This window comes from Rhizobium subbaraonis (assembly GCF_900220975.1).
Classification (GTDB): Bacteria; Pseudomonadota; Alphaproteobacteria; order Rhizobiales; family Rhizobiaceae; genus Mycoplana; species Mycoplana subbaraonis.
Map to the genome: position 1 here is coordinate 52914 of NZ_OBQD01000006.1, position 22622 is coordinate 75535.

General features: G+C 64.0%; 15 protein-coding genes. 6 read left to right on the forward strand and 9 right to left on the reverse strand.

Annotated features, from left to right (window positions below; all coding sequences use genetic code 11):
- Positions 1-102 precede the first annotated feature (102 nt).
- From CRO48_RS10360 to CRO48_RS10375, 4 genes are all read left to right on the forward strand, one after another.
- Positions 103-1089, forward strand: coding sequence for an aldo/keto reductase (locus CRO48_RS10360; protein ID WP_097138885.1), 987 nt, complete (start codon positions 103-105; stop codon positions 1087-1089).
- Between the two features lie 234 nt (positions 1090-1323).
- On the forward strand, positions 1324-2100 hold the full coding sequence (locus tag CRO48_RS10365) for an ABC transporter substrate-binding protein (RefSeq protein ID WP_097138888.1): 777 nt from the start codon (positions 1324-1326) through the stop codon (positions 2098-2100).
- Between the two features lie 187 nt (positions 2101-2287).
- The gene (locus tag CRO48_RS10370) at positions 2288-3232 is read left to right on the forward strand and encodes a LysR family transcriptional regulator (protein ID WP_097138890.1); all 945 of its coding nucleotides are present in this window, start codon (positions 2288-2290) and stop codon (positions 3230-3232) included.
- A gap of 118 nt (positions 3233-3350) precedes the next feature.
- Entirely contained in the window at positions 3351-4475 is a 1125-nt protein-coding gene (locus CRO48_RS10375; protein WP_097138892.1) for an NAD(P)/FAD-dependent oxidoreductase, read from the forward strand.
- Positions 4476-4634: 159 nt separating this feature from the next.
- On the opposite strand, the gene secD is transcribed toward CRO48_RS10375, so the two are convergent.
- On the reverse strand, positions 4635-7178 hold the full coding sequence (gene secD / locus CRO48_RS10380; protein ID WP_097138893.1) for a protein translocase subunit SecD: 2544 nt from the start codon (positions 7176-7178) through the stop codon (positions 4635-4637).
- A 108-nt stretch (positions 7179-7286) separates the two neighbouring features.
- Entirely contained in the window at positions 7287-7739 is a 453-nt protein-coding gene (locus tag CRO48_RS10385; protein WP_097138895.1) for a hypothetical protein, read from the reverse strand.
- 405 nt (positions 7740-8144) lie between these two features.
- Between CRO48_RS10385 and CRO48_RS10390 the strand changes: the two genes are divergently transcribed.
- Positions 8145-8723 carry an exopolysaccharide biosynthesis protein gene (locus tag CRO48_RS10390; protein WP_210201989.1) on the forward strand — a complete coding sequence of 193 codons (579 nt, stop codon included), beginning with the start codon at positions 8145-8147 and terminating at the stop codon, positions 8721-8723.
- A 37-nt stretch (positions 8724-8760) separates the two neighbouring features.
- Here CRO48_RS10390 and CRO48_RS10395 read toward each other — a convergent pair whose 3' ends face one another.
- Positions 8761-12378: an ATP-binding protein gene (locus CRO48_RS10395; protein ID WP_097138899.1), complete on the reverse strand. Its 3618-nt coding sequence runs from the start codon at positions 12376-12378 to the stop codon at positions 8761-8763.
- The gene (locus CRO48_RS10400) at positions 12378-13655 is read right to left on the reverse strand and encodes a DNA repair exonuclease (RefSeq protein WP_097138900.1); all 1278 of its coding nucleotides are present in this window, start codon (positions 13653-13655) and stop codon (positions 12378-12380) included. The genes CRO48_RS10395 and CRO48_RS10400 overlap by 1 nt, the downstream gene beginning before the upstream one ends.
- 188 nt (positions 13656-13843) lie before the next feature.
- Here CRO48_RS10400 and CRO48_RS10405 point away from each other — a divergent pair, with 188 nt between their 5' ends.
- The gene (locus tag CRO48_RS10405) at positions 13844-14329 is read left to right on the forward strand and encodes a MarR family winged helix-turn-helix transcriptional regulator (protein ID WP_097139390.1); all 486 of its coding nucleotides are present in this window, start codon (positions 13844-13846) and stop codon (positions 14327-14329) included.
- A 93-nt stretch (positions 14330-14422) separates the two neighbouring features.
- Here CRO48_RS10405 and CRO48_RS10410 read toward each other — a convergent pair whose 3' ends face one another.
- From CRO48_RS10410 to CRO48_RS10430, 5 genes are all read right to left on the reverse strand, one after another.
- On the reverse strand, positions 14423-16615 hold the full coding sequence (locus CRO48_RS10410) for an esterase-like activity of phytase family protein (protein WP_097138902.1): 2193 nt from the start codon (positions 16613-16615) through the stop codon (positions 14423-14425).
- A gap of 162 nt (positions 16616-16777) precedes the next feature.
- On the reverse strand, positions 16778-17053 hold the full coding sequence (gene hupB, locus CRO48_RS10415) for a DNA-binding protein HupB (protein ID WP_097138904.1): 276 nt from the start codon (positions 17051-17053) through the stop codon (positions 16778-16780).
- Between the two features lie 208 nt (positions 17054-17261).
- Complete coding sequence (gene lon, locus CRO48_RS10420) at positions 17262-19688, reverse strand: endopeptidase La (protein WP_097138906.1); 2427 nt, start codon at positions 19686-19688, stop codon at positions 17262-17264.
- 487 nt (positions 19689-20175) lie between these two features.
- Entirely contained in the window at positions 20176-21453 is a 1278-nt protein-coding gene (gene clpX / locus CRO48_RS10425) for an ATP-dependent Clp protease ATP-binding subunit ClpX (RefSeq protein ID WP_097138909.1), read from the reverse strand.
- Between the two features lie 288 nt (positions 21454-21741).
- Positions 21742-22374: an ATP-dependent Clp protease proteolytic subunit gene (locus CRO48_RS10430; RefSeq protein ID WP_097138911.1), complete on the reverse strand. Its 633-nt coding sequence runs from the start codon at positions 22372-22374 to the stop codon at positions 21742-21744.
- Positions 22375-22622: the final 248 nt, after the last annotated feature.

Sequence of the window (22622 nt, forward strand, 5' to 3'; positions counted from 1 at the left end):
TAAAGCGCTGATATGACAGCCTCCCTGTCCGCGTTGTCTTGTCGGCGCGAGGCGCCGGTGCTACGCCACGGCCAGACTTTAGCCATTGGGAGAGACACCGAGATGAGACACCGCCACTTCGGGCGCACAGCCTTCACCACCACCGATATCGGTTTCGGCGCCTGGCAGATCGGTGGCGCCTGGGGCGATGTCAGCGAAGCGGACGGGCGCGCGGCGCTGAACGCAGCGCTCGACGCCGGCATGACCTTCATCGACACCGCCGACGTCTATGGCGACGGCCGTTCGGAAAAGATCATCGCCGACGTACTGAAGGCGCGCGGCGGCGTACGGCCGATGGTCGCAACGAAAGCCGGCCGGCGGCTTTCGCCGCACGTGGCCGACGGCTACAACAAGGCCAACCTCGAAGCCTTCATCGACCGCAGCCTGAAGAACCTCGAGGTCGACTGCCTCGATCTCGTGCAGCTTCATTGCCCGCCGACAGAGGTCCTTTACAGGCCGGAAGTGTTTGCCGGACTGGAGGAACTGAAGACCGCCGGCAAGATCGCCAACTACGGCGTCAGCGTCGAGAAGGTCGAGGAAGCGCTGAAGGCGATCGAGTATCCCGGCGTCGTCAGCATCCAGATCATCTATAACATCTTCCGCCAGCGTCCCGCCGACCTGTTCTTCAAAGAAGCCCAGCGGCGCAACGTCGCCGTCATCGCCCGCGTGCCGCTGGCAAGCGGCCTTCTGTCCGGCAAGATCACGCGCGACACCACATTCGCGGCCGACGACCACCGCAATTTCAACCGGCACGGCGAATCCTTCGATGTCGGCGAGACCTTTGCCGGCGTGCCGTTCGACGTCGGATTGCAGGCGGTAGAGGAAATCCGCAAGCTGGTGCCGGCCGGCGTGGGCATGGCGGCCTTCGCGCTGCGCTGGATCCTGATGAACGATGCCGTCAGCGTCGTTATTCCCGGTGCCCGCAATGCCGCGCAGGCGCAAGCCAATGCGAAGGCGGCCGAGCTGGCTCCGCTTTCGGCAGACGTCATGGCAGCCACCGCCGAGATCTACGACCGCCTGATCGCACCCCACGTGCACCAGCGCTGGTAGGCTGGTCCCCGCGCCTTCGTGGCATTGGCGCCTCGCCGGTTGCGAGGCGCGTTCATCTGCATGATTTCTGCCCGACCCCGTCGCCAGGCGCAGCAACGAGCGCACGACCAGCGCGCATTTTCGCGCATCAACCTCAGTGATATCAGCTATCACCCCTATCTATTTCGTTTATACTAGGTGCAGCGCTAGGCTTCCCGTCAGCTTCTCAGAGAGCTCCAGACAAGGGGAACAACCATGAAAAAGAGCATTGCTGCACTGGCGTTTACGGTCGCGGGCCTGCTGGCCGCTTCAGCATCCGCCGAAACCTTGAAGATAGGCACCGAGGGCGCCTACCCGCCCTTCAACTACCAGGAGACCAACGGCAAGCTCGGCGGTTTCGACGTCGAGATCGGCCTTGCCCTGTGCGAGAAGATGAAGGTCGAGTGCGAGGTCGTCGCGCAGGACTGGGACGGTATCATTCCGGGGCTGCAGGCGAAGAAGTACGACATGATCATCGCTTCGATGTTCATCACCGAGGATCGCAAGAAGCAGGTGTCCTTCACAGATCCCTACTATCTCGCCGCGATGACGCACGCCGCCCCCAAGGGCGCCAACATCACCGATTTCACCAATGAAGGCATGAAGGGCAAGGCGATCGGGGCCCAATCCGGCACCACGCAGGCGGACTATATCGCCGCGGTCTATCCGGACGCCGACATCAAGCTCTATCCGACCCAGGACGAGGTCAATCTCGACATGGCCAACGGCCGTCTCGACCTGGAGGTGGGCGACATGATCCCGCTTCTGGACTGGGTGACGAAGAACGATGATGGCAAGGCCTGCTGCGAACTGATCGGTGAGCCGATCACTGATCCGAAATATGTCGGCGAAGGCGTCGGCATTGCCGTCCGCCAGGACGACAGTGCGCTGCGCGAGCGCCTGAACCAGGCCCTGAAGGAAATCCGCGCGGACGGCACCTACCAGAAGATCAACGACAAGTACTTCTCGATCGACATCTACACGATGAAGTAAGTTAGCCGGTGTTGCGAACAAGCTTGCTCGGCGGCGGGGCTACGTGCCTTGCCGCCGGCGCGCGAGCCCTGCAGATCGCGGCGATCTTCCCGCCAAGAAGGTCCGCACGAGATGCAGGTGGCCTGCTGGCCGGCAAAGCCGCCAACAGCGCCTTGCCTTCTCCGCATAAGCCGTCATAGCTGGTGCCATGCCCACCAATCGCCTCGAACGCTTCGCCCACAACCTCGACTGGAACCTGCTGCGCACCTTCGTGGTTGTGGTCGAGGAAGGCAGCATCACCAAGGCGGCGAACCGGCTGCTGTTGCAGCAACCGGCCGTCAGCATGGCGTTAAAACGGCTGGAGCAGACCGTCGGCCACAAGCTGATCGACAGGCGGCCGGGGCGGTTCGATCTCACCGAGGCCGGTGCGCGGCTTCATGCGCTTTGCCGCGACATCTTCACCTCCGTCGTCCGGTTGCCGGAAGCAATGGAGCCGACCGGCGAAGAGATATCCGGCCACATCACCATCCACACCGTCAGCCACGCCTTGAACCCGGCCTGGGACCGGGCGCTAGCCAGCTTCTTCCGCCTTCATCCCCGCGTGACCGCGGGCGTCAAGGTCGAGACGACGTCCGACGTGATCCGCTCGGTCGAACGCGGCGTCGCCACGCTGGGCATCTCCGACGGCATCATCCCGGCTGGCCTTGGCTGTGCTCCGTTCTGCATCGAGACCTATGCGCTCTACTGCGGCCGCGGCCACCGATTGTTCGGCACCGAAGGCATCCGCATCGAGGAACTGCGCGGTGAACCCTACGTCAGTTTCATCTCCGACGTCTTGGGTGGTCCGCATATGGGGCCGGTCACTGCGGTCCGTGCGGTCGGCTCGTTCGGCCAGCAGGTGCGCGCCATCGCATTCAACGTCGAGGAAGTCCTTCGGCTGGTCATCGCGAATGCGGGTATCGGCATGCTGCCCGTGCATCTCGCCGCGGCGTCGGCGGCTTGCGGCGACCTCTGGCAACTGCCGCCCTATGACGACCTGCCGCAGACCGAGACTTTCCGCATCACCAATCCGAGTGCGGCCCTCAACCCTGCCGAACGCGCCTTCCTTGCGCACATCGCGGACGTTCCGCTCTGGCAGCATCCGAACGCATAAACCGTATTTATAGCCGCTTTCATGACTATAAATTTGAGCGACGGCTCCGCCTCCCCTACAAGATGCCGTCAGCGCGGCCCGCGGAGCACGGCCGGACAGCGGACGGGGGTGGACGAGCATGCAGCACTACGACGTGGCCATTGTCGGTGGCGGGATTGCAGGATTGTCCCTCGCCTATTTCCTTGCACCGCAACGTTCCGTCGTCGTGCTGGAGCGCGAGAGCGCGCATGGCTATCACAGCACCGGGCGTTCGGCCGCCGAGTTCACCCTGCGCGACAACACGGCGGCCGTAAACGCGCTTGCCCGCGTCAGCCACGCCTTCATGTCTGATCCGCCGGCGGAGTTTGCCGCAGTCCCGCTGCTGACCCGGCGGGGCAGCCTCTGGATCGGAGAAGCGGGCAAGGAGGAAGCGGTCGAAAGCGCGCGGCGCAAGGCGGAGGCAAGCGGGGCCGGCGTGGTCGCTCTCACCGTCGAGGAGGCGGTTGCGCGCGCGCCTTTCCTCGATCCGGCCTATGTCGCGGCCGCCTATTTCGATCCGGACTACTGGGACATCGACGTGGACGCCCTGCTGCAGGGATATGCGCGCGGTGCGCGTCGGTCGGGCGCAGAGTTCCTGAACGGGGCGGAACTCGTCCATGCCCGCCATGAGGATTGCCGCTGGCGGATCGAAACGTCGACGGGCCATCTGTCGGCGGGGCTGCTGGTGAATGCGGGCGGTGGCTGGGCGGACGCGATCGCCCAAATCTGCGGCGTGGCGCCCGCCGGCATCGTCCCCCATCGGCGCACCGCGATCACCGTCGGCCTGCCGGATGGCATCGACGCCTTGGCCTTGCCGGAGATCAACGAGATCGACGAGACCTACTACTTCAAGCCGGATGCCGGACGCCTGCTCGCCTCCCCGGCGGATGAGACGCCCTGCGAGCCGGCCGACGTGCAGCCGGAAGAGATCGACATCGCCTATGCAGCGCACTACCTCCAGGAAGCGACGACGCTGACCATCGGGCGGATCGCCAGCAGTTGGGCGGGCATGCGCAGCTTTTCCGCCGACAGGCTGCCGGTGATCGGTCCGGCAAACGACAATCCCGCCTTTTTCTGGCTTGCCGGACAGGGCGGCTACGGCATCCTCTCCTCACCGGCCCTCGGGCGGCTTGCGGCACATCTGCTAACCGGCATTCCACTACCGCCGGACTTTGCCCGCGAGGGGGTCGAGCCCGCCGTGTTTTCTCCCGCGCGCTTCGGCTGAGGCCGGGCGCGGGTACGGGACCGAAGGGCGGGGCGTGCCCTTCCCCCCGCTTGGCATCGCCGCCGGATTTTCCATGTACCTTCGAGGCAGGGCTTACCGTTCCAGCAGGTCGATCAGCGACGGCAGTAAAGCGAAAGGGGCGCCGAAGCGCCCCTTTCCTCATTTCTGCTCGATGACCTGGCCTTCCGGCGAAGCCGTCGGCAGGCGGCTGCCTTCGCGGTCCGTCCACCAGCGCGACAGGAACAGCAGGATCGGGCCGCCGATGTAGATCGACGAGGACGTCGCGACGATGACGCCGAACACCATCGGCCAGGCAAACGGCTTGACCGTGTCGCCGCCCCAGATCGCCATCGGCAGCAGGGCCGCCGCCACCGCAACCGAGGTGAAGATGCATCGCATGATCACCTGGTTGATCGACAGGTCGATCAGCTCGGCGAACGGCATCGACTTGTACTTGCGCAGGTTCTCGCGCATGCGGTCGTAGACCACCACCTTGTCGTTGACCGAGTAGCCGATCATCGTCAGCACGGCTGCGATGGCCGTCAGGTTGAAGTCGATCTGCATCAGCGCGAAGAAGCCGATCATCTTGGTGACGTCGAGGATCAGCGTCGCGATGGCGCCGACGGCGAAGTGCCATTCGAAACGCCACCAGATGTAGATCAGGATCGCCAGCATGCCGAGGCCGACGGCGATGAAGCCGGACCGGGCAAGCTCGGTGCTGACGGTCGGGCCAACGACTTCGGTGCGCTCGAAGCTCGCGTCCGGAATGACCTCGAGCACGCCCTTCTGCATCTGCTGCAGCGCCGCTGTCTGCGCCTCTTCGCCGCCGGGCTGGCGCTGGACGCGAATGAGGACCGAGGTGCCCTGGCCGAATTCCTGCAGCGCGACCTCGCCGAGGTTCAGCCCTTCCATCTTCTCACGCAGGGGTGCCAGCTCGATCGGCGTCTTGGACGTCGCCTCGACCTGGATACCGCCGATGAAGTCGATGCCGTAGTTGAGGCCCGGCTTCAGGAACAGGATGATAGAACTGATCGAAAGGAAAGCCGAGATGGCGATGGCGATGTAGCGCCGCCGCATGTAGGAGAAGTTCGGAATGCCCCACACAGCACCGAAGATCGAATGGATCTCGATCTTCTTCATCTTACGGCGAATGACGACCTCACGCATCAGCAGTCGAACGACGGTGATGGAGGTGAACATGGAAATCGCCAGGCCGAGGATCATGGTGATCGCGAAGCCGCGCACGGGGCCGCTGCCGAACATGAACAGCAGGATCATGCCGACCATGGTCGTCATGTTGCCGTCGACGATGGTCGCGTAGGCCTTGTTGAAGCCGACATCGAGCGCCTTCATGGCACCGGAACCGGTGGCCGTTTCCTCGCGGATACGCGCGTTGATCAGGATGTTCGCATCCACCGCCATGCCAATGCCGAGGATGATGCCGGCGATGCCCGGCAGGGTCAGCGTCGAGCCGAGCAGGCCGAGAAAACCGATGGTCATGACCGTGTGCAGGACCAGACCGACGACGGCGATCAGGCCCCAGGCGCTATAGAGGCCGACCATCATGACGACGACGAGGGCGAGACCGGCGAGACCGGTGTAGAGGCCCATGCGGATCGAGTCGCTGCCGAGGTTCGGGCCCACGGTGCGCTCTTCGATGATCGTCAGCGGCGCAGGCAGAGCGCCGGAACGAAGCAGTGCAGAGAGGACGGTGGCTTCCTGCGGGGTGAAGTTGCCGCTGATCTGTCCCTGACCGCCGAGGATCGGCTCACGGATCACCGGCGCGGTCAGAACCTTGCCGTCAAGGACGATCGCAAAGGGACGGCCGACATTGGCCTTGGTGATTTCGCCGAACTGACGCGCACCGGTCGTATCGAAGGTGAACGAGACGATGGGTTCGTTGGTGCGCTGGTCGAAGCCGGCCTTGGCATCCGCCAGGCGATCGCCCGAGATCGCGACGCGATCCTCCACGGCATACTTCTGGCCGTCGTTGGCACCTGGCAGGATCGTCACGCCACGCGGCGCCACGCCGTTCGGGTCGACCGACGAATCCAGCATATGGAAGCTCATCTGCGCGGTCGAACCGAGAAGCTGGCGCAACCGGGTCGGATCCTGCAGGCCGGGAAGCTGGACGAGGATGCGGTCGCCGCCCACGCGCTGGATCAGCGGCTCGGCCACGCCTACCTGGTCGACGCGTCGCCTTATGATCTCGAGGCTCTGGTCGACCGCCGCGGTCATCCGATCGGCTAGGCCGGCTTCGGTCAGCTGGACGGTGATCGTCGTGCCGGAAGTCTGGACGTCGATGTCGGACGTTCCGCCACCGAAGCCGAGCGTCCCCGTGGGGGCGGCGAGCTTGCGCACTTCGGGCAGGACCTTGTCGAAGGCCGCCTGGTCGGTAAGCGTGATGACCAGCGCATCGCCGTTCAGGCGCGCCGCGGAAGCACGTTCGCCGGCGGTGCGCAGGATGCCGCGAACATCGTTCAGCAGCACGTCCATGCGCGCCTTGGTCAACGCCGCCGAATCCACCTCCAGAACGAGGTGCGAGCCGCCCTTCAGGTCGAGGCCGAGCGTAACGGGCTTTGCCGGCAGGTATCCGCCGAAACGCTCGAGCTGCGATGGCGTCAGGACATTCGGTACGGCCGTCAGGACGCCGAAAAGAATAATGGCAATATAGGCCAGGAGGGCCCATTTGGATGTGCGCATGGAATATTCCGCTTCATGTGCGATGGAGCGCCGAGCCTTAGGCCGTATCGCTCCGGAAACTGATGGAAAAATCGGCGACAGCGCGCCGAAGCCGGCCTCAGAAGGCCGTCAGAGGATCACCGCTGGAGGCGCCCTGCCCTCGAACTGATGCCGCGGCGTGCCTGCCGGCACCAGACCGACGCGCGCCAGCACCTTGGCTTCTCCGGTCTTCGATAGACCGATGCCCGGGGCGTCCGTGGCCAGAAGGCCGACATCAGGGAAAGGATCCCCGCCGGTACCCGTCGGCTTCACCTTGAAGACGCGCCGATCCGTGCTGCTGCCGGCCATGTGCCAGTTGTCGCCGCTGCTCGTTCCGCCGCCGGCCGAACGCGGCAGCGGCGCGTTGCGTTGCGCCAGCTTTTCGGCTGCCGAGCGCGAGACGGACGGATCGGCCGAGGACCTAAAGGAGATCTTGCGTTCCAGCGTGACGAACTGGCCAACGACAAGCGCAAGCATGAGGAGCAGCGCACCGAGGAAACCCCGCTGCCGTTCCGTCACGCCGCTGTATTGCCCATTGGTCATGCCGTTCGCCCGTTGCCGCTTCGGTCCGGACCGAAGCACGGTGCCAAGAACCATCGGCGGTCCGTCAAGTCAACCCCGTAGCCACTCTGAGGCCTCCGAAGCGTTCTGTTTCGGCCATCTGCCCGCTGACGACGGCCACGCGGACGACGCTGACGCCCGCGACAGAATCGCGCTGCCGCGGGGGAAACGCAACTGTGATTTTGCGATTTGCGGAACAGGCCCCATATGCGGACCTCCAAAGCCCAAGCGCCGCCAGCCGTTACATTGCGGTCACCTCGCCGGCGTAACCTCACAGCCGACGCCGCCAGCATAAGGGATTCCATGATCGACGAAACGCCCGGAGACGAGTTCTCGAAAGAGGCAGCAGGGGGCTCCGAACCGCCACGACGCCGTTTCTCGACCATCCTGAGCGAGCTTGCCGACGACACGGTACGCGAGAGGATATCCGTGGGCGACATCCTCGCAGCCATGGGCGATCGCGCCTTCGGCGCGCTGATGCTGATCTTTGCGCTGCCGAACATCCTGCCGACTCCGCCCGGCACCTCGGCCATTCTCGGCGCTCCGCTGGTCGTGCTGACCGCACAGATGACGGTCGGCCTGACGCCCTGGCTGCCGAAGGTGATCGCCAACCGGTCGATGCTGACGAAGGACTTCGCCGCGATCGTCCGGCGACTGCAGCCCTGGCTCCAGCGGGCCGAGCGCCTGCTCCGCCCGAGGATGAGCTATCTCACGATACCACCGGCGGAGTATTTCGTCGGCGCGGTCTGCCTCGTGCTTGCGGTGATCCTCTTCCTGCCGATGCCGCTCGGCAACATCCTACCGGCGCTGGCGATTTCGGTTGCCGCGTTCGGCATTCTGGAGCGCGACGGGGCCTGGGTGATCGCCGGTCTGATCTGTGCGGTCGTGGCGATCATCGTCGTGGGGGGCGCGATCGTTGCCGCAGCGCTGGCATTCCTCCTGCTCCTGCGGCAATTCATGCCCTGAGACGAGACGGCGCCGACATGAACGCGAAGCGACCGGTTCAAAGCGCGTGGATGACGACGTCCGGGCAGGCCTCACGCGCGATGTCGCGCAGATGCTGGTGGTGCGTCAGGTAGATAACCTGCCCCACCTTCGACATCTCGGCCATCAAACGGAAGGTGTTCAGCGACCGGCCGTCGTCAAAGGTCTCCATGATATCGTCGGCCACGAAGGGCAGGATCTCGCGATTGGCCGCGATCTCGTGATAGCCTGCGACGCGCAACGCCAGATAGAGCTGGAAGCGAGTCCCCTTGGAAAGCTCGCGCGCAAGCTTGGTGCCTCCGGCGGCAGCCGTCGCCACCAGGATCTCCTGCTCCTTCTCCACGATGGTGGCGAGGCCTGCATATTCCCCGCCGCTGATGGTGCGGAACGCATCCGAGGCATGGCGCATCATCGCGCTGCGGTGGCGCTCGCGGTAGAGCCGCAGCGCGGCTTCTGTCGCGAGGATGCCGGCGCGGGTTGAAAGATATCCCCTCGCCCTTTCGGCGAGGTCCATGATGAGTGTGCGGCGCCGTTCTTCCAGCATGGCCGCCGTGCCGTCGGCACCGATGGCGGCCAGTTGCTCCTTCGCCTTTATCCTTGCCGCATGCACCTCGCGAACCTCCGCATCCCTGTCCTCGTGGACGGCGCGCAGGCGATCCTTCTCGGCAAGGAGTTCGGCTTCGTCGGTGGCGATCAATGCCGCTTCGGCTTCCTCCGCGCTTGCCGCCAGCATCTGCCGGGCAAGATCGTGAGCGGTATCGTCGACGCGCTGCCTCAGGTCTTCGCGCTCCCTGTAGCGTTCCAGCGCGAACGAAGCCTCAGAAAGCGTCTCGCAACCGAGCGCGACGCAGATGTCGCGCGAGCGCTGGTCATGGAACGCACTGCGCTCCTCAAGCGCGATGCGCTCCTTCTCCAGCCGGTCGAGCTCGGCCTCGAGGTCCTTCCGGCGCGCCTGCATGTCCCGGGCGCGCTGCAGGCGCTCGGATAGCGCCTTGACTATGCCGAGCGGATCGGCAGCCGGCTCGTCACCCGCCTGCGCCGCCAGTTCAGTTGCGCGGCGGCGATAGTCCGCCTCGTCGCGGCGCATGCCGTCGATGCGGCGGTCGAGCTCGCGGCGCGCCTCCACCAGGCGCGAGAGCGCGTGAATGAGAGGCAGGCGTTCGCCCACGCGCGCGGCCTCGCCTGCAAGGCCAGCCGCAGCAAGCCACGTGCCCTCGCCGGCGGCCGCCCATGCCGCACGCCAGTCCTCGATCGCAGCGTGCGCCGCCTTCAGGGCCACCGTGCGCTCCGCGAGACGCTGCTTCGCCAAGCGATGCGCCTCGGCGGCGGCCTGCCGGCGTGCGGTGCTTTCGGCCAGCGCATCGGCGCGTTCCTGGGCGAGATCAAGAAGTTCGTCCAGCACTGCCGCTGATATCGTATCAGGCGCCCGCGCCCCGAGCGCGGCAGCAAGGCGATCCGCAAGCCCCCTTGCCTCCCGCTCGGCGAGATCGAGACCCGCCTGCCGCCCGGACGCGAGTTCGGCATCCGCCAGCGCAACGGCACGGCGTTCAAGCCAGCGCTCGATCCTTTCCAACTCGCCAAGAGCGGTTTCCAGCGCACCGGCGACGGCATCCGGTTCCTCATCGGCGCTGTCATCCGGCCTGGAAACCGCAGCGGCGCCAAGCGAGGCGGTGGCAAGCCTGCCGGCACGGCGGGCCGCCGATGCCCCGCGGGTCAGATGTGAAAACGCGACCGGCAAACCGCAGCGCGCGACGATCGCTTCGGTTCGCGCAATTGCCGCGACACCGTCACTGGCGACACGCCGCAGTTCGTCCTGCAGCGCTTCCAGCCGCGCCTCCCCCTCGGCAATCACCTTTTCTGCCAGCCGCAGCTCCGAAAGCCTGCCGGCCTGCGCCAGGCGCTGTGCGCCGGCGCGATCATCGTCCAGCATCGCCATTTCGAAGTGATGGGCCGAGGTCGCGTCCAGGGCTGCGCGATGCGCCTGCCAGGCCTCGTCGCGGCGGGCACGCAGCGCTTCCGCTTCGTCGTCGGCGATCAGCGGCTCCGAGCGGCGCATGCGCTCCATGCCCGCGCGTCGACCGGCCAGATCCCGCTCGGTCAAACGGGTCTGCTCGCCAATCTGGGCGACCGTGTCGATATGGCGCCGGATCGCCTGCCGGAGAGCATCGATCGTCTCACGCCCCGGCGCATCGAGCGCGCGCAGCGCCTCCAGATCGCCGCGCCACTGCAGATTAGCAAGCGCGGACGATGACGCCTTCCTTGCGGCCGTCACGTCGCGTTCGGCCTCGCGCAGGCGGGCGGCGTTCTGTCGCCCGAGCCGGATCAGCCTCGTCAGGCCCTCGCGCGCCGCGTCGCCGTCGGGCGCCTCGTCCGAAGCGCCGGCGTGTTCGGCCTTTTCCTCCGCCACCGCAAGAGCGCGGACCGCCTCCTCTTGCTCGCGCCCCGCCGCCGCAAGCCGTTCGTCGATGCCGGAACGGGATGCGGCTAGACCCGACAATGCTTCGGCGCGGTCCGCCGGCAGTACGAGGGAAGAGGTGTCCATGTCGGAGGGAATGGCGAGCAGGACGCGCTTCTCGACGATGTCGGCGTCTATGCGCTCGCGTTCGCCGATCCTCCCGTCGAGATCGATGCGGGCCGTGCGATAGCGCGCCTCCAGATCCGAACCCGCAAGATCTTCGATACCGGCCTCGAGCAGCAGGACCGGCGGATCGGCGGGAATGCCCTTCAGGGACTCGCACCGCTGTTCGAACTCGGCTTGCAGGCTTTCGCGGCGAGCGGCCAATTCGGCTTCCTGCAGCATCAGCTGATTGGCGGTTGCCGCCCACTCCCGCGGGGGCGTTTCTCCCAGCTCGTAGGCATCAAGCTGCGCGCGAAGAGCGCGAAGCCGGTGCAGCAGCGGCATCGCCGCCAGCTTGCGCTCGATCTCGTCGAGCTGCCGTCTGGCTTCGCTGCGCTTTTGAAACGCCTCGTCATAGGCTGCGGTGGAGGCTTCCAGTTGGCGGGTCAGTGCGCCGTATTCCCGCGCGGCGACATCGACCTCCTGCCGCTTCCTCTTCAGCTCCTCGATCTCCGCCTTCATTGCCGAAAGCTGGTGCTTGCGGCCCTGCGGCCGGAAGAAGGCGTCGGCCTCGGCCCTGAGGCGTTCCAGCCCGGAACCGACGCCAGAAAGGCCGGAGCTTGCGGAGAAGAGCAGCGCCCCCAGTTCGCCCTCGCTCTTGAGAATGCTCTCGCCACCCCGTTCGATGCTGTCGTCATCGAGGGAGAACATCAGTTGATACGCCTGACGGTCCATGCCGCCGAGCGCCGGGGCGAAGAGCGCATCCGGCAAGGGCCTGTCGTCCGGGGCAACGAGCGAGCCCTGCCGCCGTTTCAGGCGCGCCACCTCGTGGCGTTCCGCGCCGATCGTGACGTCGCCGCCGACCCGCATCGTCGGATAGGGATGAAGGAAGCCGTATCCGCTCTGGGTTTCGATGCCGAAAAGTAGATCGAGATAGGCGGAAAACAGCGTCGACTTGCCGGCTTCGTTCGGACCGTAGACAAGGTGGAAATCGGCTAGGCCCGGTCGTGCCGGGCCGAAATCCAGGCGCTTGTCGGTAAACTTGCCATAGCGGGAAAGATCGAGACGGTTCAGGCGCATCAGGCCATCTCCCCCTCTGCGCCCGACGCCAGCTTAGGCAGGATTCCGGCTGCGCCGCGCGCCGAGGCGAGCGCGAGCAGCGCCTCCTCCCCTTCCTCGTCAGCCCCCAAGAGATCGCGCACCTCCCGCGGCAATTGCGCCATCAGGGCCGTCAACGTCTCGCGCAACTCGACCCCATAGGCGTGCGAGGGAAGGATGTCGCGTTCGATGATAGCCCCGAGTTCGGCAAGTGCGCCGACGTCATCGCCGGACTGCACCTCGAGTGCTCGGCCGACGGCAAGCTCGACGGTTTCGATCCAGCAGTCGCCGATACCGTCCGCAACGGCCTGCAACTCCGCCGACAGCAGGTCATGGTCGCGCTGCAGGCGCCAGGCGAGCTGCGTAGTACCGGCAAGGGTGATGCGGCAGACGAGGTGGTCTGCATGCACCTCCTGCTTTGCCTGCTCCAGGCGGTGGCGGACCGTCCGCAACATCGCCTGCCACTCATCGATTCCGGCGACATCCACTGTCACGCGCTCGAAAGCGGCGATCGCCAGAAAGCGCTCATCCAGGGAAAAGCTGCCCTCTTCATCGATCGTGACGAGAGTGACGGATTTCGAGCCGGCTTCATTGATATCGCGCCCCTGCGGAATGCCCGGCATGACGACGAAAGGTCGATCAAGGTGGACGGCGCGCTGGTGGATGTGGCCGAGCGCCCAGTAGTCGAAACCATGCGCCGCAAGGTCGGCGATGCTGGCCGGCGCATAGTTGTCGTGGCGCGTGGAGCCAGCAAGACTGGTGTGCATCAGGCCGATATTGATCGCGTCCGCGACCGGCGCACGATAGGATGGCAGCAGGCTTGCCGGGGCATGCGGCTGGCCGAAGCTGATGCCGTGCATGTGCACCTCGCGGCCGTTTGCAAGCATCCCTGCCTTCACCGGCCGCCCGCGCCCGTCGAAGACGTGAACATTGTCCGGAAACGTCAGCTCCCGGGTGATCTGCGACTGGGCATCGTGATTGCCGCGGATAATGAAGACCCGAATACCCGCGGCCTGCAGCCGACGCATCTGCGCGACGAGGAAGAGCGCCGTCGACATTGACGTCTGCGCCCCGTCGTAGAGATCACCGGCGACGACGAGGGCATCCGCCTCCTCGCTGATGGCAAGGTCGACGATCCGCTCAAGGGTCCGCCGCGTCGCGCCCCGCACAAGCTCGGCCAGTTCGCCGTTGCGCAGGGCGAGCGAAGCGATCGGCGAATCCAGATGCAGGTCGGCGGTGTGAACGAAGCGAAAGGGCATGACCGACCTTCCCGCAGGCATTGGCCGATGGTCAATGGCCCGCCGGAACAGTCACCAGCTTATTCACGCACGAATACTGCACCACGACTGGGCGGATACTGAACCATTGTTCAACAAATCGAACCACTCCTCCATGAAAGTGCCTCAATTCTTTTGACATGGTCCCTCAATATATATATGGTGCCGGCATGACAGATACTCTCGAAATCTCGCAGGGAATGTTCAAGCTCTACCACCAGGTCAGCCGCCTGGTGAACGAATGCATGATGGACGAGGGCGTATCGCTTGCGCGCAGCAAGTTTCTATTCCTCCTCTCCTGTGAAGGCCCGCAGCGGTCCACCGACATTGCCGCGGCGCTCGGCTTTGCCCCACGCACCGTCACCGAGGCGATCGACGGGCTGGAACGGGACAAGCTTGTGGTAAGAGAGCCGGATCCGAAAGACCGGCGGGCGAAGATCGTCTCGATTACCGAGACGGGGCGCACGGTCATGAATGCGGCGATGGAACCCAAGCAGAAGATCGTCCACGGCATCTTCGATGTGCTCAACGACGACCAGAAGAACCAGTTCGCCGAGATTCTCGAGTGCCTCAGCGCCCGAACGGTGGAATTGCAGCGCGAACGCGACGAGGCGGCGAGCCAGCTCGTCGACCCGCGCGTGACCGCAAGCTCCTGATCGAATACACCTCGACACCCGCATCCTTCCAAATGCGAAGAGGCCGGAAGCATCGCTTCCGGCCTCTTGCCTGTTCAACCCTACAAGGGGTGGTCACATCGCATTGACCGGGCCGACACCGAAGAACAGTGTCTCGCCGGACGAACCATCCACCCCGTCGTTGTCGGTCACGACATAGCCATTGCCGGCCGCATCGATGGTGAAGCCTTCCACCTTGTCAACGACATAGCCGTTCAGCGCCTTCAGGTCCGGAATGAGGTCGCGGACCTCTTCCTTCTTCACGACGGACAGTTCGCCGCCGAGCTTGGCAGGCTTGAGATCGGCCAGGGCGACGCGGTAGAGCTTCTTCAGCTTGGCATCCTTGCCGACCAGATTGTCCCGCTCGACGATATAGGCATAGTCACCGTTGACGGTGATTTCCGAGAGGCCGACCCAGCCGCCATCGGCCTTTTCGAGCGGATAGCGGACCGCGCCCCATTCCTCGGTCGAGGGCTTGTAGGATACGAGCTTCACGAAGCCCTTCTCGTCGTCCTTCCACTCGCGCTGCACCGCCATCCAGAGGACCATGTCGTCCCCTTCGCCAACGGTGGTGACACCTTCGAAGCCGAAGCGGGTTTCGCCGGCGCGCAGTTCTGCCGGAATGGCGATCTCCTTCTTGATCTCGCCCTTCTTGTTCACGTTGATGATGGCATGCGCGTAGAGCTTGTCGGCATTGCCCTCGGAGGCGAGCCAGAAGCCGCCCTCCCCGTCATTGGCGATGCCTTCGAGATCCAGCTTCTGGGCCGGCGCGCCGTCGCGCGTGATCGTCAGCTTGTCGGTGATGAGGGCCGGCGTCTGGGTGGCGTCGATCGTGAAGATCGCCGGATCAGACGAATAGAACGAGTCGCTGACGGCAAAGAGCTTGCCCGGCTCGTCCTTCGCGGCGGCAAGGGCCGACAGGGCGCCGAAGCCGACCGGCAGCCCGTCCTTGTCGGCGGAGCGGATCTGCGGGTAGGCGGGCGTGCCTTCTCCGCGCTCATAGATCATCACGTGGGAGCGAGGGCCGCCGTCCTCGACCAGATCGGTCTCGTTCGCCGTCACGAACAGGTTGCGGCCGGGAATGGCGACGGCACCTTCCGGGCCGACGCCGGAGGGCAAAAGCTGCAGAAGTTCCGGCTCGCCGCCGGTATCCTTGTAGACGCCGACGATCGAGGCCCGCTCCGACAGGACGAAGAAAAGGTTGTCGTCGCCGAACTTCGCCGCTTCCAGACCTTCCGGCTCGACTCCCTTGGAGTTGCGCTTGTCGGGATAGTGGCCGATGGAGGCGATTGCATGCTCGAAGGATGAGCCGCTTTCGTAGAGCATCTTGCCGGACTGGTCGAAGATGGTGAAACCACGGCTGCCGCCTTCCCAGTCGCCCTCGTTGGCCATCACGACGCGATCGTCGTCAAGCCACTTGACCGCGTCGGGCTCGCGCTTCTGCGCATCCTTCTTGCCGGCGAAGGAGACTACGCCGTCCTTCTTCGTGTCGATGTTCTTCAGATCGACGGTGCCGGCGGAGAAATGCGACTTCACCGTGCCGGACTTGCCGTCGACGATCACGATATGGTTGTTCTCCTGCAGCGTGACGACGATTTCGTCGCGGCTGTTGAAGGAGACGAATTCGGGTTCCGGATCCTCGGGGGCGATTTCGGCCAGGCCGGTCAGCGCCACATGCTTGGTCGAGGCACAATCGGGTGCACCGTCCTTCAGCGACACGATAACCAGTTCGCCGGCAGGCATCTGCGGCAGGGCGCCGTCGTTGACATCTTCATCGCGCTCGTTTTCGATGGCGATCGCCGCAAGCGTGGCGTCCTTGTTGATCGCGATGGAGTCCGGCTGACCGCCGAGATCGCAGGTCGCGTCGATCTTCCGGCTGGCGATATCGACGGTTGCAAGAATGCCCGACGGCTTGACGTAGCTCTCCCGAGTATTGACGGCGACCAGCGCCTTGCCACCGACGACGGCAACGGAGGTCGGCTCGCCCTCGAACGAAACCGTACCGCCGGCCTTCGGCGCGCGAGCGTCGGTGATGTCGATGAAACCGATCGCCTTCAGCGGGCTGTCGGAATAGACGAGCGTGTTGCCATCTCCGGTCGCCGCGATGATCTCGGACGACGTCGGCGCCTTCCGATCGACGCCGTCGGGCAGATTGTCGACCACGGCGAATGAAGCAATGCGGTTGAAGACTTGCTCGGCATGGGCGGCAGGTGCCACCGATGCAGCGAGCGCGGCGGCAAGGCCGGCCACGAGAGAATGCGATTTCATCTGAACCTCCGAGTGTGCGTCAAGGAATTTTGGGGTTCTGATGGCTCACCGTTACAGCGCGATGACGATTGGATGACAGATTGACGACGGTCCCCAGCAAAGAAAAAGGGCCCGGAAAACCGGGCCCCCATTCCGCCGGCCGGAGCCGGAACAGGCATGCAATCAGCCGTTGACGGCGTCCTTCAGGCCCTTGCCGGCCGAGAACTTCGGCACGTTGCGCGCCGGAATGTCGATCTCTGCGCCGGTCGAAAGGTTACGACCCTTCGAAGCTTCGCGACGCGATACGGAAAAATTGCCAAAACCGACGAGGCGAACGTCACCGCCGCTCTTCAGTTCGCCCTGGATCGTCTCGAATACAGCATCGACAGCCGATGCAGCATCCGTCTTCGACAGGCCGGACTTCTCAGCTACTGCGGAGACCAGTTCGTTCTTGTTCATGTTTCCACCCCTTTCATACGGTTCGAAACGACTCATACCAAGTCGAGGGCAGAATACGCATCGACCTTCCCGCCGCAACCGGATTTCACCCGCAAACGCTGAAATTCCGGGCTTTTCACAGGCTTTTACATGAAAAAGGCCGGCATCGCTGCCGGCCTTCCTCTTCCTTGAGCTGCGAAAAGACAAATCTTCCGCGCTGGCTCCAACGTCAATGGGCGACGGCGGAACCGGCGTCGTCGGTCGATTCGACCGGCGCGACCGCCTTGGTGTCGGCAGTCGCCGGGTCCCATTCGATCGGTTCCGGCTTGCGAACGAGGGCGTGTTCGATCACCTCGCCCATGCGCGAGACCGGAATGATCTCCATGTTGTTCTTCACGTTGTCCGGAATCTCAGCCAGATCCTTGGCGTTCTCTTCCGGAATCAGCACCTTCTTGATGCCGCCGCGAAGGGCAGCAAGCAACTTTTCCTTCAGGCCGCCGATCGGCAGCACGCGGCCGCGCAGCGTCACCTCGCCCGTCATCGCCACATCCTTCGAAACCGGGATGCCGGTCATGATGGATACGATGGCGGTTGCCATGGCGATACCGGCCGACGGACCGTCCTTCGGTGTCGCACCTTCCGGCACGTGCACGTGGATGTCGGTCTTGTCGAAGCGCGGCGGCTCGATCCCGAAATCGATGGCTCTGCTGCGGACATAGGATGCCGCCGCCGAGATCGATTCCTTCATGACGTCCTTCAGGTTGCCCGTGACCGTCATGCGGCCCTTGCCGCCCGGCAGGCTCACGCCCTCGATCGTCAGCAGTTCGCCGCCGACCTCGGTCCAGGCCAGCCCGGTAACAACGCCGACCTGGTCGTCGCGTTCGGCTTCGCCGTGGCGGAAGCGCGGAACGCCCAGGAAGTCGTGGATGTTCTCCGCCGTCACCTCGACCTTGGTCGTCTTGCCCTTGATGATCTCGGTGACCGCCTTGCGGGCGAGCTTCATCAGCTCACGCTCGAAGTTACGGACGCCCGCCTCGCGGGTGTACTGCTGGATCACCGCCATCAGCGCGCCGTCTGTAACGGAGAATTCCTTCTCCTGCAGCGCATGATCGCGGATCGCCTTGGGCAGCAGGTGACGCTTGGCGATCTCCCGCTTCTCGTCCTCTGTGTAGCCGGCGATACGGATGACTTCCATGCGGTCCATCAGGGGCGCAGGGATATTCAGCGTATTCGCCGTCGTCACGAACATCACGTTCGACAGGTCGTATTCGACCTCGAGGTAATGATCCATGAAGGTCGAGTTCTGTTCCGGATCGAGCACCTCGAGCAGGGCCGAAGACGGATCGCCGCGGAAATCCATGCCCATCTTGTCGATCTCGTCGAGCAGGAAGAGCGGGTTGGACTTCTTCGCCTTCTTCATCGACTGGATGACCTTGCCGGGCATCGAGCCGATGTAGGTCCGGCGGTGACCGCGGATTTCGGCCTCGTCACGCACGCCGCCGAGCGCCATGCGGATATATTCGCGGCCGGTCGCCTTGGCGATAGACTTGGCGAGCGAGGTCTTGCCGACGCCCGGAGGGCCGACGAGGCAAAGGATCGGCCCCTTGATCTTGGTCGAACGGGCCTGCACGGCGAGATACTCGACGATGCGTTCCTTGACCTTGTCGAGACCGAAGTGATCCTCGTCGAGGATCTTTTCCGCGGCGTTGAGGTCGGTCTTGATCTTCGACTTCTTACCCCAGGGAATGCCGGTCAGCCAGTCGAGGTAGTTGCGCACGACGGTGGCCTCGGCCGACATCGGGCTCATCTGGCGCAGCTTCTTCAATTCGGCGTCCGCCTTCTCGCGGGCCTCCTTGGAGAGCTTGGCCTTGGCGATCTTCTCTTCCAGTTCGGCCATCTCGTCGCGGCCGTCCTCGCCGTCGCCGAGCTCCTTCTGGATCGCCTTCATCTGTTCGTTCAGATAGTACTCGCGCTGGGTCTTCTCCATCTGGCGCTTGACGCGCGAGCGGATGCGCTTTTCGACCTGCAGCACCGAGATCTCGCCTTCCATGAAGCCGAGCGCCTTTTCCAGACGCAGCTTAACGCTGGTCGTCTCGAGCATCTCCTGCTTCTCGGTGATCTTGATCGACAGGTGCGAGGCGACCGTATCGGCCAGCTTCGAGTAGTCCTCGATCTGGCTTGCAGCGCCAACCACTTCCGGCGAGATCTTCTTGTTCAGCTTTACGTAGTTCTCAAACTCGGAGACGACCGAGCGCGACAGCGCCTCGATCTCGACCGGATCCTCTTCGGGTTCCGGCAGAACATGTGCCATCGCCTCGTAGAAGTCCTCGCGATCGGTATAGCTTTCGATCTCGGCGCGTGCGCGGCCCTCGACCAGCACCTTCACGGTGCCGTCGGGAAGCTTCAGCAATTGCAGCACATTCGCAACCGTTCCGACCTTGTAGATCGCATCGGGCTCCGGATCGTCGTCACCGGCGTTGATCTGGGTCGCAAGCATGATCTGCTTGTCCGTCCCCATCACCTCTTCCAGCGCGCGGATGGACTTTTCGCGGCCGACGAACAGCGGCACGATCATGTGCGGAAATACCACGATGTCGCGCAGCGGCAGGACCGGGAATGCCATGTTTTCGTTCGCGCCAGACGTTTTCTTCGTCATGTCATGTCCTTTCCAACTTCCCGTTGCCGGGAGCTGATGCCGGAGCGCCCTGTTGCGCCAATCCGGCTTACTTTCTTCCACACTCAAGTGGACTTCGATCGACTACTTTTCAAGGCTGCAGCCAGGCCGGATGGATTTCCTCACCCTAGGGAAGCCACGGTAGAACCGGCACCTGTCGCGGAGCTTACGCCCGCGTCCGCGCACCAGCTTCGGTACGGCAATCCCCTGATATCGTACACATTCGGGCGACGGTCACAATGCCAAGGTGTAGCCGGAACGCATTTCGCGAAGGGCGGGAGCGTTGTCCCGCGCGAGACCGGCAATTGCTGCAGCCGTGCCATGCAATAATGCTGCATCTTGCCGGACCGCGTCTTGGACGCCAATCCCGAATACTCACTACATCCAAAGACTGCGGTCGAGCGAACGGGACCAAACCCTTCGCCTGGTGCAGGCCCGCAATTGCGGGCCTACTGTCTTGCGGTCGGCCTCAGGCCGATACGTTCGCCTTCTCCTCCGAGCGATCGGAGTAGATGTAGAGCGGACGGGCGGCGCCCTTGACGACCTCGTCGGAGATGACGACCTCGCGCACGCCTTCCAGCGTCGGCAGTTCGAACATGGTGTCGAGCAGGATCTTTTCCATGATCGAGCGCAGGCCGCGCGCGCCGGTCTTGCGGATGATGGCGCGGCGGGCGATCTCGCGCAACGCGTCCTCGTGGAATGTCAGTTCCACGTCTTCCATCTCGAACAGGCGCTGGTACTGCTTGACGAGTGCGTTCTTCGGCTCCGAAAGGATCTGGATCAGCGCGTCCTCGTCCAGGTCCTCCAGCGTCGCCAGAACCGGCAGACGACCGATGAATTCCGGGATCAGGCCGAACTTGACGAGATCCTCCGGCTCCAGTTCGCGCAGCACTTCGCCGACGCGGCGGTCTTCCGGCGCACGCACCATCGCGCCGAAGCCGATCGAGGTCTTCTCGCCGCGGGCGGAGATGATCTTGTCGAGACCGGCAAACGCGCCGCCGCAGATGAACAGGATGTTGGTCGTGTCGACCTGCAGGAATTCCTGCTGTGGGTGCTTGCGTCCGCCCTGTGGCGGAACCGAGGCAACCGTGCCTTCCATGATCTTCAGAAGCGCCTGCTGTACGCCCTCGCCAGACACGTCGCGGGTGATCGACGGATTGTCGGACTTGCGGGAGATCTTGTCGACTTCGTCGATATAGACGATGCCGCGCTGGGCACGCTCGACATTGTAGTCGGCGGCCTGCAGCAGCTTCAGGATGATGTTCTCGACGTCCTCGCCGACATAGCCGGCTTCCGTCAGCGTCGTGGCGTCGGCCATCGTGAAGGGAACGTCGATGATGCGGGCGAGCGTCTGGGCCAGATAGGTCTTGCCGCAACCGGTCGGGCCGACGAGCATGATGTTGGATTTCGCCAGCTCGACGTCGGAGCCCTTGGCCGCATGCGCCAGACGCTTGTAGTGGTTGTGCACGGCGACCGAAAGGATGCGCTTGGCCTGCTGCTGGCCGATGACGTATTCGTCGAGGACCTTGATGATGTCCTGGGGCGTGGGAACGCCATCGCGGGACTTGACCATCGAGGTCTTGTTCTCCTCGCGGATGATGTCCATGCACAATTCGACGCATTCATCGCAGATGAACACGGTCGGACCCGCAATCAGCTTGCGAACCTCGTGCTGGCTCTTGCCGCAGAATGAACAATAGAGAGTGTTCTTGGAGTCGCCGCCGTTGCTGCCGCTGACCTTGCTCATATCACTTTCCTTCCGGCACGCCGCACGAACCACAAGGTCGCGCGGACCACTCAACCCGCCTTACGGTCCGGCCACGACGCCGGCCCATCCAGGCCCTTTGGGGTACTGGCCGGCCGAAACGAAAACTTTCGACCGGCGGCAACGAATCCCCCACCAAACCGACTGCCACGTGGTTCAAGCCCAGCATGACATGGCGGTCATTATTAACGTCTTTGGCGCGCGGATAAAGCCCTTGGACCATTACAATTCCGTCACATCGGAGTTGATCCACCGCCAAAGCCCCCCTGATCAGCCGGCCTGCGGCCCTTCGACCGCCTCGCGCGTCGTGATCACCTTGTCGATCAGGCCCCAGTCAAGAGCCTCGTCCGCACTCATGAAATGGTCGCGGTCGAGGGTCTGTTCCACCTCTTCATAGGTGCGGCCGCAATGCTTCACGTAGACCTCGTTCAGGCGGCGCTTCATCTTGATGATGTCCTTGGCGTGGCGCTCGATGTCCGAGGCCTGCCCCTGGAAGCCGCCCGAAGGCTGGTGAACCATGATGCGCGAATTCGGCGTGGCGAAGCGCATGTCCTTGTGACCGGCGGCGAGCAACAGCGAGCCCATCGAGGCGGCCTGGCCGATGCACAGCGTCGAAACGGCCGGCTTGATGAACTGCATGGTGTCGTAGATCGCCATGCCCGACGTCACGACGCCGCCCGGAGAGTTGATGTAGAGCGCGATCTCCTTCTTCGGGTTTTCGGCCTCGAGGAAGAGAAGCTGTGCGCAGACGAGGGTAGCCATCGAGTCTTCCACCGGCCCGGTCAGGAAGATGATGCGTTCCTTGAGCAGGCGGGAAAAGATGTCGTAGGAGCGCTCGCCGCGGTTGGTCTGTTCGACGACCATGGGCACGAGGCCCAGTGCGGTATCAACGGGATTTCTCATATCCACCCTTTTCAATGTGCCCGAAACCTTTGCGAAGCGCCGGGAATCAACAATTCTTCATATTCCCTACATAGAGTGTCCCGGTGCCCTACTTCAAGACGCGCAGGAACTTTGGCCCCGGTCAATGGCAGATTGCAGTTAACCGGCGAAGCGGCGCAGCCGATATCCACAACGCAATGGGCCACGAGCGTAAAGGAAGCGTGAAAGCCACCTCACCCGCGTCGCCTTGCGATCGTCCCTTGCGTGCC